General features: G+C 56.6%; 13 protein-coding genes. 9 read left to right on the plus strand and 4 right to left on the minus strand.

Annotated features, from left to right (window positions below; translation table 11 throughout):
- Nucleotides 1–7: 7 nt before the first annotated feature.
- From EU556_RS07575 to ureG, 8 genes are all read left to right on the plus strand, one after another.
- A complete protein-coding gene (locus EU556_RS07575; protein WP_135432841.1) occupies nt 8–706 on the plus strand; it encodes a peptidase associated/transthyretin-like domain-containing protein in 699 nt (232 codons plus the stop codon).
- A gap of 275 nt (nt 707–981) precedes the next feature.
- Nucleotides 982–2367 (plus strand): NAD(P)/FAD-dependent oxidoreductase, encoded by a 1386-nt coding sequence (locus EU556_RS07580; protein WP_135432843.1) that lies wholly within the window; start codon nt 982–984, stop codon nt 2365–2367.
- A gap of 129 nt (nt 2368–2496) precedes the next feature.
- Nucleotides 2497–3189, plus strand: coding sequence for an urease accessory protein (locus tag EU556_RS07585; protein ID WP_135432845.1), 693 nt, complete (start codon nt 2497–2499; stop codon nt 3187–3189).
- A 33-nt stretch (nt 3190–3222) separates the two neighbouring features.
- Nucleotides 3223–3918 (plus strand): urease subunit beta, encoded by a 696-nt coding sequence (locus EU556_RS07590; RefSeq protein WP_135432847.1) that lies wholly within the window; start codon nt 3223–3225, stop codon nt 3916–3918.
- Nucleotides 3919–4371: 453 nt separating this feature from the next.
- A complete protein-coding gene (gene ureC, locus EU556_RS07595) occupies nt 4372–6087 on the plus strand; it encodes an urease subunit alpha (RefSeq protein ID WP_135432849.1) in 1716 nt (571 codons plus the stop codon).
- A 90-nt stretch (nt 6088–6177) separates the two neighbouring features.
- Entirely contained in the window at nt 6178–6657 is a 480-nt protein-coding gene (locus EU556_RS07600; RefSeq protein WP_135432851.1) for a hypothetical protein, read from the plus strand.
- A 77-nt stretch (nt 6658–6734) separates the two neighbouring features.
- Nucleotides 6735–7418, plus strand: a complete 684-nt coding sequence (locus tag EU556_RS07605) for an urease accessory protein UreF (RefSeq protein ID WP_135432853.1) — start codon at nt 6735–6737, stop codon at nt 7416–7418.
- A 5-nt stretch (nt 7419–7423) separates the two neighbouring features.
- On the plus strand, nt 7424–8176 hold the full coding sequence (ureG, locus tag EU556_RS07610) for an urease accessory protein UreG (protein WP_135432855.1): 753 nt from the start codon (nt 7424–7426) through the stop codon (nt 8174–8176).
- A gap of 52 nt (nt 8177–8228) precedes the next feature.
- Here the strand turns inward: ureG and EU556_RS07615 are convergent, their stop codons facing one another.
- Both EU556_RS07615 and EU556_RS07620 read right to left on the minus strand, forming a co-directional pair.
- On the minus strand, nt 8229–9407 hold the full coding sequence (locus tag EU556_RS07615) for an acyltransferase family protein (protein WP_135432857.1): 1179 nt from the start codon (nt 9405–9407) through the stop codon (nt 8229–8231).
- 81 nt (nt 9408–9488) lie between these two features.
- Nucleotides 9489–10355 carry an urease accessory protein UreD gene (locus EU556_RS07620; RefSeq protein WP_135432859.1) on the minus strand — a complete coding sequence of 289 codons (867 nt, stop codon included), beginning with the start codon at nt 10353–10355 and terminating at the stop codon, nt 9489–9491.
- Between the two features lie 236 nt (nt 10356–10591).
- On the opposite strand from EU556_RS07620, the gene EU556_RS07625 reads away from it, so the two are divergent.
- Nucleotides 10592–12634 (plus strand): alpha/beta hydrolase family protein, encoded by a 2043-nt coding sequence (locus tag EU556_RS07625; protein WP_135432861.1) that lies wholly within the window; start codon nt 10592–10594, stop codon nt 12632–12634.
- Nucleotides 12635–12716: 82 nt separating this feature from the next.
- Here EU556_RS07625 and EU556_RS07630 read toward each other — a convergent pair whose 3' ends face one another.
- Nucleotides 12717–13094, minus strand: coding sequence for a hypothetical protein (locus tag EU556_RS07630; protein WP_135432863.1), 378 nt, complete (start codon nt 13092–13094; stop codon nt 12717–12719).
- 66 nt (nt 13095–13160) lie between these two features.
- Nucleotides 13161–13535 carry a PH domain-containing protein gene (locus tag EU556_RS07635; RefSeq protein ID WP_135432865.1) on the minus strand — a complete coding sequence of 125 codons (375 nt, stop codon included), beginning with the start codon at nt 13533–13535 and terminating at the stop codon, nt 13161–13163.
- Between the last annotated feature and the right edge of the window lie 203 nt (nt 13536–13738).

Genomic DNA, 13738 nt, shown 5'->3' on the forward strand with positions numbered 1-13738 from the left:
GCCCTGTATGTCTGCTGTGGTTCGATTTCGTTTCTTTTCTCTACCGGCCCTGCTGCTGCTGGTTTTTCTGGCGCTAGGCCTGTTGCTAGCGCCGGCTAGTGCCCGGGCTCAGGGCCAGCGCCGCGTGGTGCAGTTTACCGGCATTGTGGCCACCGGCGACTCCCTGCTGGGCGTGCCCGGTGCAGCCATCTTCGTGCCCAAAGCCGGGCGCGGCACTGCCAGCAACTCCTATGGCTATTTCTCACTACCCGTGCTAGCCGGCGACAGTATCGTGATTCGGAGCCTGGGTTACCGTAATCAGTACGTCATTATTCCCGAGGACTATCCGCGCCAGAGCTACTCGGTAATTGTATCGTTGCGTGAAGACGCCACGGTGTTGCCGGAGGTTAGGATTTTCCCGTATGCCACGGAAAAAGAGTTTAAAAAGGCGTTTCTGGCCCTGAACCTGCCTAAAGAGCGGGGCTCCAGCGCAGCTGAGAACCTAAGTGAGCAGGTGATGCGCCGCATGTTCAACAACCTGCCCGTAACCAGCACCGGCAACTACCGCCAGACCATGCAGAACCAGCAGTACGACCAGTCGCGGCGCATGGGTACGGCCCCCACTCCCTACACCAACAACCCGCTCCTGAACCCCTTTAGCTGGCTGCAGCTGATTAATCAAGTAAAGAGCGGCGAGTTTAAAAAGAAAGAAGGCGTCGATTACTAGGCCTAGGCCACTGCTCTTACGAGTACGCATAAGTCTTAAAGAACTAAGAAGCCCTTATCTCCGCTCAGGAGGTAAGGGCTTTGTGTTAACTGGATGTTGAGAAAGGCTAGGGCGAGTTAACTATGCAGTCGTGTGGGTGCTTAGCCCTGATCGTAATTACGTTATCAGCCTAAAAGCAAGAAGCTCAACCACAACCTACGCCCACGTTTTACGGTACAGGATTATGGCACTGTTGCCACAGCACGCCGCGCCTGTGCGGCAAGCGCTTTCCTGTCATGGATACCAATCTTCCCGTTACTTCTCAACCCCGCATCGTGATTGTGGGCTGCGGCTTTGGTGGGCTACGGCTTGCCAAGGAACTGGCCGATGCTCCGGTGCAGGTGGTGGTCATCGACCGTAATAATTACCACAACTTTCAGCCCCTGCTGTACCAGGTGGCTACCGGGGCCCTGGAGGCCGATAATATTGCCTACCCCATCCGCAAGATTTTTGCCGGGCAGCACAACTTCTTCTACCGCATGGCCGATGTGCAGCGCGTCGACCCGGCTAGCAACACGGTTGTCACCAACATCGGCGACATCCGCTACGACCACCTAGTGCTGGCTACCGGCTCACTCACCAACTTCTTCGGGCTGGAAAGCATTGAGCGCAACGCCATGCAGATCAAGAGCATCCCGAACGCCTTGAACCTGCGTAGCTTCCTGTTTCAGAACTTCGAGAAGGCCCTGCTGAAGGAAGACCCCGCGGCCCGGCAGGCCCTGATGAACGTGGTGGTAGTGGGCGGTGGCCCCACTGGCGTAGAAATTTGCGGCTCTCTAGCTGAGATGCGCAAAGACGTACTGCCAAAAGACTACCCCGAGCTCGACCTCAAGCAGATGGAAATCTACTTGATAGAGGCTGGCGACGCCGTGCTGGGTCCCATGTCGAAACAGTCGCAGCAGAAGGCAAAGAAGTACCTGGAAGATATGAACATCCATATCCGCCTCAACACCTCGGCCAAACGCTTCGAGGACTGCAAGCTCTATACTTCCGACACCGAGTTTATCCGGACGGAAAACGTGATTTGGGCCGCCGGCGTGAACGGTGCCGACGTACCGGGCCTGCCCGCCGAAGTGGTGGCCCGCAACAAGCGCGTGAACGTCGACCACTTCAACCGGGTGCAGGGAGCCAACAACATCTACGCCATCGGTGACCTGGCCAACATGATTACCGAGGAAATGCCCCGCGGCTACCCCATGCTAGCGCCCGTGGCCATTCAGCAAGCTGAGCAGCTGGCCCATAACTTCAAGCGCATGCTCAGCGGCCAAGCCCTCAAGCCGTTCCACTATGTGAATAAGGGCAGCATGGCCATTGTGGGCCGCAACCGCGCCGTAGTAGACCTGCCTGGCGAGAAGCACTTTGGTGGATTCCTGGGGTGGTTGACCTGGCTGTTTGTGCACCTAATGACGCTGGTAGGCTTCCGCAACAAAGTGGTAACCTTCGTAGACTGGGCGACCAGCTACCTCAGCTCCGATAAGGCGTTGCGCCTCATCATTCGGCCTTACAAGCGCAGTGACTTCAAAGACGACAAAGGCAAGGCCAATGCGGAACACATGAACTCAACTCCGCAGTATAATCCCACGCCACCCGCCATACAGGAACCTGCTCGAACGCAGGCCTAATAGACAAAAATATATAGCCCCACCCGCAAGTTGGGGCTATTTTTTGGGGTCTGTTAGCTAGTATAGTGTATAACTTCTAAACAAAAGCCTTTAGATTAACGGCCGAAACCATAGCTGGCGCTTTTTCGAATGCACAACCTGTTGCCCATTGCTTTTGCTTTCCTCGTTGGGATGGGCCACGCATTTGAAGCCGACCACCTGATTGCCGTGAGCACCCTGGTTGCCCGCCACGATAGTCGTTTGCTGGCAGTAAAGGACGGGCTGTATTGGGGGCTAGGCCACACCACTACGCTGGTGGTATTTGGTGGGCTACTGTTGGGCACGCGCCTCACGCTGGCTCATTCCAACTACTTTGAAGCAGCCGTGGGGGCTATGTTGCTACTGATGGGCCTGAGCCGCCTGACCAACAAAGCCTATTACCGCAAGGGGCCGATGCCGGCCCGGTACCGGCGTAGCACGGCCTACGCCGTAGGCCTCGTGCACGGACTAGCTGGCAGCGGCGCGCTGGTCTTGCTGGTGATGGGCAGCATCCCGAGTGTTGGGTTGGGCCTGGCGTACCTGCTGCTGTTCGGGTTGGGCTCGGTGGTAGGCATGCTGGGTGCTACGGGCCTGATGAGCGTACCCTTCACTCAGCGCATGCGCTTCAGTCATTCGCTACGGGTGGGCATGGTAGTAGCCTCGGCGCTGGTGAGCATATGCTACGGCGGCTGGATGCTCTATAGCAATTTAGTTAGAACGGAGGATAAAGACTTGAGAACTCAGACCAGTTCAGCTCCAACTTTAGTACTCCCAGCTCAGGCTACTTTCCTTTTCCACTTATAAGCTCGAGGCTCTTCTATCTCAGTTCTAAAAGCTATGCATCTCTCGCCCAAAGACCTCGATAAGCTAGTGCTACACCAAGCCGGCGTGGTAGCGCAAAAGCGCTATGCCCGGGGGCTGGCCCTGAACTACCCCGAGGCCGTTTCTCTGCTCGCCACGCAACTGCTGGAGTTTATCCGCGACGGGGAAAGTGTGGCAGAGCTCATGAACAAGGGCAAGCAGATTTTAGGCCACCAGGATGTGTTGCCGGGCGTGGCGGTGCTGCTCGCAGAGGTGCAGATTGAAGGCACCTTCCCCGATGGTACCAAACTCGTAACGGTGCACTATCCCATCTGCCGCGAGCAAGGCTCCCCGGAGCTGGCTTTATACGGTTCGGGCCTCACCCGCGCGCCTAGGCCAGTAACTCCCGAAACTACTGCCGCGCCTATACCCGGCGAATACCTGCTGGTCCCGGAACCACTCACGCTGAACGAAGGCCGCGAAACCATAACCATGGAAGTCCTCAACCGCGGCGACCGGCCTGTGCAAGTCGGCTCTCACTACCCATTCTTCGAAACCAATGAGGCCCTGGAATTTGACCGGGAAGCGGCCCGTGGCTTCCGCCTCAACATCCCCGCCGGCACGGCCGTGCGCTTCGAGCCCGGCGAACGAAAGCCGGTAGAGCTAGTAGCCCTGGCCGGTGAGCGAATCGTGTACGGCGGCAACGGCCGGATTAATGGTAAGGTGGATTGATGAATCTGAATTATGAAATTAAGAATCATATTCAGGCTTATTTCCATAATGTGTATTTGGCTGACTTCGTGTGAGGAAATGGATGGTAGGTTGTTAGTTGTAAACAAAACTTCAACAAAAATTGCAGTAGAAGTTTACGAGGATAGCTTACCTGATTACTCTAATACCAATAATCGCGAATTTTATTTGAAAACAATGATTTCCCCAGGTGATAGTAGTCGAATGTCGCAATGGGGGAAGAATGGATGGTCGTATTATATTAAAAACTCAAAAAATAATAGCCTGAATTTAGCTGTGTTTAATAATAGAGACTTGAGTAACTATAGTTCTATCGATTCAATAATTATAAATAAAAAATATAAAATGTTGATAGTGGATTCGATTTACTTAATAAAAAACAAATGGGTAGTAATAGTAAAGTAAGTATAAATCGATATTAATAAAGACTTAAACATGCCTCTTTCCCTTGACCGGCGTGCGTACGCCGATATGTACGGACCTACTACTGGCGACCGGGTGCGGCTGGGTGATACCGGCCTCATCGTCGAAGTGGAAAAGGACTTCTGCACCTATGGCGAGGAATGCAAGTTCGGGGGCGGCAAGGTGCTGCGCGATGGCATGGGACAGGCGGCCGGTATTCCGCAGGCTGAAGCCCTGGATTTGCTCATCACCAACGCCTTGGTACTCGACTACACCGGCATTTATAAGGCCGACGTGGGCATCAAGAATGGTCGGATTGTGGGCATTGGGAAAGCGGGTAACCCGCACATCATGCCCAACGTGACGCCCGGCATGGTGGTGGGGGTAACCACCGAGGTAATAGCCGGCGAAGGCCAAATCCTGACGGCGGGCGGCATCGACTGCCACATTCACTTTATCTGCCCTCAGCAAATTGAGGAGGCGCTGGCTTCCGGCGTCACTACCATGCTGGGTGGGGGCACCGGGCCTTCGTCGGGCACTAATGCTACTACCTGCACGCCGGGCGCATTCTATATCGAGATGATGCTGAAAGCTACGGATGTATTTCCGCTCAACTTCGGCTTCCTGGGCAAGGGCAACACCTCCCGGCCCGAAGGTCTGCGCGAGCAGCTGGAGGCCGGCGCAGTAGGTTTCAAGCTGCACGAGGACTGGGGCACCACGCCCGCCGCTATTGATATGTGCCTGAGCGTGGCCGAAGACTACGACGTGCAGGTGTGCATCCATACCGATACGCTCAACGAAAGCGGCTTCGTGGAGACATCCACGGCGGCGTTCAAGGGTCGCACCATTCACGCTTACCACACCGAAGGCGCCGGCGGTGGCCACGCCCCCGACATCATTAAAATCTGCGGGGAGCCTAACGTCATTCCGTCGTCCACGAACCCCACGCGGCCCTTCACCATCAACACCATTGATGAGCACTTGGATATGCTGATGGTGTGCCACCACCTCGACAAGAACATTCCTGAGGATGTGGCCTTTGCTGAAAGCCGCATCCGGGGCGAGACCATTGCCGCCGAAGATATTCTGCATGATTTGGGCGCGCTCAGCATTATTTCCTCCGACTCTCAGGCCATGGGCCGGGTGGGGGAGGTGCTCACGCGCACCTGGCAAACGGCCCACAAAATGAAGGAGCAACGCGGCCTGCTGCCCGAAGACGTGGAGCGCGGTGCCGATAACTTCCGGGCCCGTCGCTACATCGCCAAGTACACCATCAACCCGGCGCGGGCCCACGGCTTTGCTCAGGAAATAGGCTCCGTAGAGACGGGCAAGCTGGCCGACCTGGTGCTCTGGAAACCGGCGTTTTTTGGTTCACGCGCTGAAATGGTTATTAAGGGTGGCGTAATTGTGCGGGCCCAGATGGGCGATGCCAATGCCTCCATCCCCACGCCCCAGCCGTCTTATTCTAGGCCTATGTTTGGGGCCTACGGCGGCGCCACGGGTCCTATTTCCATGGCCTTTGTGTCGGCTGCTTCCTTGAAGCACGTGCGCGCCACTTACGGGCTAAAGAAAGTAGTAGTGGCCGTGCAAGGCTGCCGCAGTGTGGTCAAAAAGGACATGGCCCTCAACAACTACCTCCCTAACATTGCCGTGGACCCCGAAACGTACCGCGTCACCGTTGATGGCGTGCACTTGACCTGCGAGCCAGCTACCCGGCTACCGCTTACCCAACTGTACAACTTGTTTTAAAATGTCCAACTCACCCACTATATCTGGGCGATATAGCTGGATGAAATCCAATTAATCGTAGAATTGTATATCTCATACCTTGATCTACTTATGAACATGCGCCTGCGCTATTTTACTTTGTTGTTTCTCAATGTATTGCTTCTACTAAGTGTTGCGGGCTGCACGAAAAAGGAGGAGGCAGAACCTAAGCCAACGGCTAGCTACCAGATAAATGACCAACTGGTAAATTGTCAAGTCAGCACTACTCATGAGTCTAATGGCGGGTACGATTATCTGGAAATACACCTGACCTCTTCTCCGCAGCCATCTAGTGGGCCAGAGGTCCTGAAGCTGTACTTCTATAAGCTGAGCGGGCAACCTGTAGCAGCGTACGAGCTAGCCGACATTGTACTATATGACAGTGCTAACCCCAAAGGAGCACCATTTGATAACGATGAGGCTATCTTAACCCAAGCAGCTGATGGAAGCTTCTCTGGTACATTTCAGGGACGTCGGAGCGTGCTCGTTGGGTTTGTAAACCAAAAGGATTACGTGTTATCGGCAGGGGTATTTTCAAAAGCTCGTCTTTAGCGCCCTGATTGACTGCTAACTTAATGAGCACACGGTTGGCAGGGAGCCTACTCTATCGCTTGCCCATATTCTGAAGTATGTCTACCCGTCTTGCTCGTTTGCTGCACTTAGCTGATTCGGCGCTGCCGACGGGTGGGTTTGCGTATTCGTATGGGCTGGAGAGCAGCCGCACGTTCGGGCTTATTCGGCATCCGGCGGGGCTGCGCAACTACCTGTACTCGTACCTGCAGCAAGTGCTCAGCCTGGACGTACCATTTCTGAGTTCCTGCTTCTCGGCCGACTGGCCTACGGAGACGCAGCACCTGCGCGGCATAGTGGAAGAATATGATGCCATGCTCTTGGTGCCCGGCCTGTACCGGGCTAGCCTGGCCCAAAGTAAAAACTGGCTGAAGCTACTGTGCTCGTTCTACCCGGAGAGTGGCCTAGCCAGCATTCAGGCGTGGTTTAGGGCAGAAAACCTGCCGCTGCATTTCGTGCCAGTCCTGGCTCTGGCATTGCGCCGGTTGGGGTACAGTTGCCCGGAGCTGCACACGCTCTACTTGCACCTAATGCTGCGCGACCAGCTAAGTGCCGCCATCCGGTTAGGCTGCTTGGGCCCCATGGAAGGGCACCAATTGCAGCACGAGTTCTACGCCCTGTTTGACCACCTGCTGGCCGAAGCCCACACCACCGACTACCGCACGGCTGCGCGCTCGGCCACCCTGCTTGATGCCGCCCAGATGCTGCACGAGCAAGTGTATTCCCGTCTTTTTCAAAACTAGCTGCTATGGCCTTTATTGATAAGCTGGCACTACTGCTGCACGGTCACGCTCACGAATCATACGAGTCGCCCGGCGACTTTACCCAGCGCGAAACCCGGCGCTTACCCCCCTACCGCAACTTCCGCAAGCGCGCCTTTACCGTGGGCATTGGGGGACCAGTGGGCACGGGCAAAACAGCCCTGCTTAAGGCCCTGTGTGAGCGGCTACGCCACGAGTTTGAGTTGGGAGTAGTCACCAACGACATCTTCACCAGCGAAGATGCCGAGTTTCTGATTCGGCACAGCGCTCTGAGCGAAGACCGGATTGTGGGTGTAGAAACCGGGGGCTGCCCGCACGCCGCCATCCGGGAGGATATTTCCCTGAACATGGACGCGCTGGAAGGGTTGATGACGCGCTTCGACAACAAGCTCGATTACCTGTTTGTGGAAAGCGGCGGCGACAACCTGGCCGCCCACTTCAGCCGGGAGCTGGTTGATTATTCCATATACGTCATCGACGTATCGGGCGGCGACAAGATTCCGCGCAAGGGCGGCCCTGGCATCACGCAATCTGACCTATTGGTCATCAACAAAACCGACCTGGCTGAGCTGGTACGCGCCGACTTAGGCGTGATGGACCGCGACGCCCGTAAGATGCGCGGCGAAGGCCCCTTTCTGTTTGCCCGCGCCCTGCACGGTTTGGGTCTAGAAGAAATTATTGCGCACATCCACGCGGCTAAAGCGCGGGCACTGGAACAGGTGCGCGAAGACCGGCGGTAAGCTCCTGCCAACCTAGTCGGTAGTGGCCTAGGAGGCTCTAGGCCACTGCCGCTTACGCCGTGAAGAATATTCGCCGCCGGTAGAGCACCGCCAGTAGACCAACCCACAGGCAAGTGTAAATAAGGGCCCAGGCCAGAGAAGCATGGTAGGGATTGGTGAGATAGGGCCGGCACAGTGTGTTGTAGAGCCAGTCACGGGGGTAGAAGACGGAGCCATCGGCGTGGTGGAGCTTGAGTCGTGTGAGTATGCGCTCTAGTGCTTCACTTCCAAAAAACACCACTAGTGTGTTGCTGCCGCACGCTACCAGCAGCCACAGCCAGGTTGGACGGATGCCCCGTACATCGAGAAGGAAGTAAAGCGCCGCCAAAATCAAACCCGACAGACCGCCCGCGTAAAGCACGAAGGAACTGCTCCAGAGAGCCTTGTTGATTGGAAACCAGCCGTCCCAGATTAGACCTAGGACCAGAGCACCACTGCTCACCACAAACAGCCAAACAGTTTTAGTAGGGCCATCGGGGCCGGTAGCACGTAGCCACTGGCCCGTCAGCACGCCCAGCAAGCCACTGGCCAGCGAAGGAATAAGACCCAGCACCGATTCTGGGTCCCAGCCTTCTTCATTGACATACAAATGGTTTTTGGTGAAGAGCAGGCGGTCGAGCCAGGCACCCAGGTTTGTAGCCTTCTCTAAGCTGGCGTGGCCTAGGCCCGGCACTGGCACCGCTTGTAGCAACAAGGCATAGCCTGCCAGTAGAACTACTGCCAACCATGCTTGCTGGCGCCAGCTTAGCTTCAGAAAGCAAATAACGCTGAGGCCATATACAAGGGCCAAGCGCTGCAGAACGCCCGGAATGCGGAAAGAAGTGAAGTAAAACTTCGGAAGCAAGCCAATGAGCAGTCCCAGCACTAGCATTACAAATACACGCCGCGCTACGCGCCGTAGCACCCTAGGGTGCTGCTCAGGTTGCTCACGTACGGCGGCTAACCCATAGACCACCGCTACACCCATGATAAACACGAAAGCCGGAAACACGAGGTCGGCCAACTGGAAACCGTTCCAGGCGGCGTGCGTGATAGGGGCGTAGTAGAAATGCCAGTCGCCGGGGCTATTTACCAGCAGCATGAGCACGATGGTGAGGCCCCGGAAAACGTCAAGCGAGAGAAGCCGCCCGCTAGTGCGGGCAGTAGTAGGAGGCAAAGCGCCGGAGAGAGCCGCAGAAGTAGAAATAGGCATAGAGCTGAACGGCGATAGAAAATCCTCAGACAGAGGGAAAGATACTACATACGGCTACGTTTGTATCTACTTGCCAAGGAGCTAGTACTTCCGCTGGCCGGGGTGGTGGGCCAGCAGTTCATCCTGTTTCAATGCCTGGCCTAGTTGCTCATAAATGGGCTGGAGGGCCTGCCGACTGGTGCCCAAGGCCCGCAACACGAGCACGCCCGGCTTGGCGGGCGCCACTGCCACCACAAATTCCTGTCCCGACAAGTCCTCCGGCAAGGCCTCGCGGCTAATGGTTTGTAGCTCCTGCAGGGTGCGGGCCAGTAGGGCAAACCGGTCGTCGTGGGGGTGGCCTACGAGGTACACTGAGAGCGTAGTCTGGTAACGGTCGAAGTTGGCGGGTGAGGTGGCGATGTGCTCTTCGGGCCGGAAGGCAAACCGGTCGAGGACGGTGAGGCGGCCCGCAACAGTGATGCGCAGCTCTGTTTCAAAGGAAGTGAAGGCAAACTGCTCGCCATTATCCATGCGGCCCGAGTGCAACCAGTCGGCCAGCAGCAGCACTGCGCCGGAAGCCAGGTGCCAATGCTGGCGTTGGCGGTAGCGGCTGTGCTCCTGCAGTACCACCGGGTCGGGGAGCACGGCAACTAGGGCGTTGTGTTCCAGGGCGCCTTCAATAACCTGCTCCGCCACCTGCCCATCCACGGAGCGGAAAATTTTGGTGTTGGCCTGAGTGCCCAGAAACAGGCGTGTGTCGGCGTGGGCGGTAAGCTGGAGCCGGATAACGTCGCCGGCCACCATGCCGCCGCCGTAGCTGGAAAGCACCACGTGACAGCTGCTCGCCGGGGCGCGCGGATTCAGGATCTTCAGTGGCTGCACGTTGCGGCACGCCGTCAGCACCGATTTACCTCGCACCTGAGACACGGCAATTTCACTCCAATCAGCGGGTACAGGCACAGACGACATAAACCAAGGGGCAAGTAGTGACGGAAGTGTAAACCGAAGGTGGCCTAGCTAGACTCACCAGTGGAGTAGCACAAATATGGGCCAGTAAGCGCAACGGTGGCACTTTCAATAGTTGCAGCGCCGAAATTTCTTTGTGCATACTGGGCTTTGCCGGTAGTATCTTTAGAAAGCCAAGCTTTGCTCAAGCGCAACCCGCTGGCTCTAGGCCAGTCTTTTGCTCTCACTTCCTTCCGTTGATGAAACATTTACTACCTCTTTTGGGACTGCTACTGCCCCTCGGTGTAGCTGCCCAAACTACCACGCCACACCCGCTCACGGCCCGCGACCTGCAGCAGCTCCGCGACGTGAAAGACGCCCACTTCTCGCCCGACGGGCAGTGGGTAACCTACGTGGTAAGCCAGGCAGATACGGCCGCCGACAAAGGCAATGCCGACGTGTGGATGGCCCGCTACGACGGTACCCGGAACCTGCGCGTAACCACCAGCCCCGACAACGAAACTGCTCCGCGCTTTTCGCCCGACGGCCTCTACCTGAGCTTTCTATCTAGCAGGGGCGAGGGCGAGGAGGGTCACGCCCAGCTTTGGCTGCTGAACCGTAACGGCGGCGAGGCCGAGAAAGTAACGAAGCTGAAAGGCAGCGTATCAGACTACGTGTGGGCGCCCGATGGCAAGCGTCTGGCCCTCATCATCCGCGACGCTGACCCTGACTCCCTGACGGCGGTGCAGAAGGCCCGCAAGAAAACGCCGCCGGTAATTGTGGTAGACCGTTTCCAGTTCAAGCAGGACGTGGATGGCTACCTCAACAAGCAGCGCCAGCACCTGTATGTGTTTGATGTGACGGCGCGCAAGCTGTCCAAACTCACGTCGGGCGTGTATGATGAGTTTGCGCCCTCCTGGAGCCCCGATGGCAAGCAGCTGGTATTTGTAAGTAAGCGCGGCGACGACCCCGACCGCCACGATAATTTCGACCTGTACGCTATTGATGCCACACCCGGCGCCCAGGCACGCCAGCTCACCTCTACCGACGTAGCCGATAGCGCCCCCAGCAACTGGAGCGGCCGCCCCGTCTGGAGCCCCGATGGCAAGCAGATTGCCTTTGTGGAAGGTGCTCCTAAAGACCAGCTTGTTTATGGCCTGCACCAGTTGGCCGTAATTCCGGCTACCGGCGGCACGCCCAAGCTGCTCACCAGTGGCCTAGACCGCAACACCCTCAAGCCCCAATGGTCGAAGGATGGCAAGAGCATCTATTTCCTGCTGGAAGACGACCGTGCTCAGGTGCTGGCCCGCGTGCCAGCCAGTGGTGGCAAGGTAGAACGGGTGCTCGATGGCAAGCGCGACATCTCAGAGTTTGAAGTGGGCCCCAAAGGCCAGGTGGTAGTGGTAAACAGTGAGCCGCTGCAGCCAAAAGAGGTGTTCGGCTTCGAGAAGAAAGACCTGCGCCCGCTCTCCAAGCAAAACGATGCCTGGCTGAAAACCGTGCAGCTGGGAGCCGTAGAGCCTATTCAGGCTAATAGCAAGGATGGTACGCTGGTGAGCGGTTTCCTGGTGAAGCCTGTGGGCTACCAGGCGGGCCAGAAGTACCCCACGGTGCTCCGGATTCACGGCGGCCCGGTGTCTCAGTTCGCGTACAGCTTCGCGCCGGAGTGGCAGGTGCTGGCGGGCCACGGCTACGCGGTGGTGGCTAGCAACCCACGCGGTAGCTCGGGCAGGGGCCTGGAGTATTGCCGCGCCATCTACGCCGATTGGGGCAACAAAGACTCCGAAGATGCGCTGTCGGTAGTAGACTACGCCGTGCAGCAAGGCATTGCTGACCCCGCCCGCCTGGGTGTAGGCGGCTGGAGCTACGGCGGTATCCTCACCGACCACCTCATCGCCCGCGACAAACGCTTCAAAGCCGCAACCAGCGGCGCCGGCATTGCCAACGTGCTGGCTGGCTATGGCACCGACCAATACATCCGCGACTACGAAACGGAGCTAGGCACGCCTTGGGAACACACCGATGTATGGATGCGTATTTCGTATCCATTCTTCCATGCCGGCCAAATCAGCACGCCCACGCTGTTTCTGTGCGGGGAGAAGGACTTCAACGTGCCCCTGCTGAACACCGAGCAGATGTACCAAGCCCTGCAGAGCCTGAAGGTGCCTACTCAGCTCATCATTTACCCCGGCCAGTTTCACGGCATCAGCAAGCCCAGCTACGTGAAGGACCGCTACGACCGGTACCTGGCCTGGTACGACAAATACCTAAAAGCCAGTGGCGCCACCGCTGGCGGCCAATAACTATCAATTAAGTGAAATCAAAAAAGCCCGCTACAGTTGTGTAGCGGGCTTCTTATTAGGTATAAGCCTAGGCCACTCCTGCTTATTGCGGTGCGTCAATAGTTAGTTGAGGCACGTCATACGACACGTAAATGGCTAGACATAAACGCGGCGCAGCATCTTGCTTCGTGGGTTTGCGGACGCTGAACGTTACGGTATCACCTATGCCCCACTTGGCAGTGAGTTCTGGTTGCGCGGCAGCGGCCCCGAAGACGTTGCGGTATTGCCTGTTGTAAATGTTGAGCGGCTTGCCAATCTGCGGGCCATCTAGCAATTCAATCAACAGCCCGTTACAGCTAGGGCCAATTACGATACCCTTGGCAGATTTTAGTGGGAAAGGAGAGTCTTCTTTATCGCAGCCAGTGAGCAAGACTGCTAGCGTAGATAGGCCTACGGCGAAAAGGGAGTAAAGAGGGCGCATAGCTCTATTGGTTAGTGGGTAATGGGGAGAGCTAGTTCAGTGCGCCAAGGTTGCAAGCCACTCCCACTACACCGCAAATTCGCTTAGGGCGCGGTACACATCGTAGATGTGCTTGTCGTTGCGGAAGGTTTTGCTGATGGGCTCTGTCTGGCCGCGCACCCAGATTTTCAATTCGGCATCCATATCGAAATGGCCAGTGGTTTCCATCGAGAACCGCTCAATGCTGCGGTAGGGGAGGCTCAGGTATTCACGCTTTTTACCCGTCACGCCCTGCTTATCTACTAAAATCAGGCGCTTGGTAGTAAACACCAGCAGGTCGCGGATGACGGCGTAAGCGTTGCGCACCTGTTCGCCCGGAGCCAACAATTGGCTGAGCTCTAGTTGAATTTGTTGAGCGTCGGTTTCGGAGGCATTGCCGAGGATGGCATCAAGGAGTCCCATGGAGGAAGAAGGTAGGAGGTAGAAGGATGCCTTAAACTAATAAGAAAACCGCCGTGAAGCCTGATTCGCTCCTGTCAAACAACGTGCAAGATATGCTTGCGAATAGAGCTTAAAATCGCTTGTACGTAAACCACACTGAATGATAGAATAACAATAAGGAAAATTGAATTTTTAAAAGTGTGGCTCTTTTGTTGTAATACTGT

It is taken from the genome of Hymenobacter fodinae, from assembly GCF_004745825.1.
GTDB lineage: Bacteria > Bacteroidota > Bacteroidia > Cytophagales > Hymenobacteraceae > Hymenobacter > Hymenobacter fodinae.

Coding starts and splice junctions, on each gene's coding strand:
- EU556_RS07575 (WP_135432841.1), top strand. CDS start 8: ATGTCTGCTGTGGTTCGATTTCGTTTCTTTTCTCTACCGGCCCTGCTG.
- EU556_RS07580 (WP_135432843.1), top strand. CDS start 982: ATGGATACCAATCTTCCCGTTACTTCTCAACCCCGCATCGTGATTGTG.
- EU556_RS07585 (WP_135432845.1), top strand. CDS start 2,497: ATGCACAACCTGTTGCCCATTGCTTTTGCTTTCCTCGTTGGGATGGGC.
- EU556_RS07590 (WP_135432847.1), top strand. CDS start 3,223: ATGCATCTCTCGCCCAAAGACCTCGATAAGCTAGTGCTACACCAAGCC.
- ureC (WP_135432849.1), top strand. CDS start 4,372: ATGCCTCTTTCCCTTGACCGGCGTGCGTACGCCGATATGTACGGACCT.
- EU556_RS07600 (WP_135432851.1), top strand. CDS start 6,178: ATGAACATGCGCCTGCGCTATTTTACTTTGTTGTTTCTCAATGTATTG.
- EU556_RS07605 (WP_135432853.1), top strand. CDS start 6,735: ATGTCTACCCGTCTTGCTCGTTTGCTGCACTTAGCTGATTCGGCGCTG.
- ureG (WP_135432855.1), top strand. CDS start 7,424: ATGGCCTTTATTGATAAGCTGGCACTACTGCTGCACGGTCACGCTCAC.
- EU556_RS07615 (WP_135432857.1), bottom strand. CDS start 9,407: ATGCCTATTTCTACTTCTGCGGCTCTCTCCGGCGCTTTGCCTCCTACT.
- EU556_RS07620 (WP_135432859.1), bottom strand. CDS start 10,355: ATGTCGTCTGTGCCTGTACCCGCTGATTGGAGTGAAATTGCCGTGTCT.
- EU556_RS07625 (WP_135432861.1), top strand. CDS start 10,592: ATGAAACATTTACTACCTCTTTTGGGACTGCTACTGCCCCTCGGTGTA.
- EU556_RS07630 (WP_135432863.1), bottom strand. CDS start 13,094: ATGCGCCCTCTTTACTCCCTTTTCGCCGTAGGCCTATCTACGCTAGCA.
- EU556_RS07635 (WP_135432865.1), bottom strand. CDS start 13,535: ATGGGACTCCTTGATGCCATCCTCGGCAATGCCTCCGAAACCGACGCT.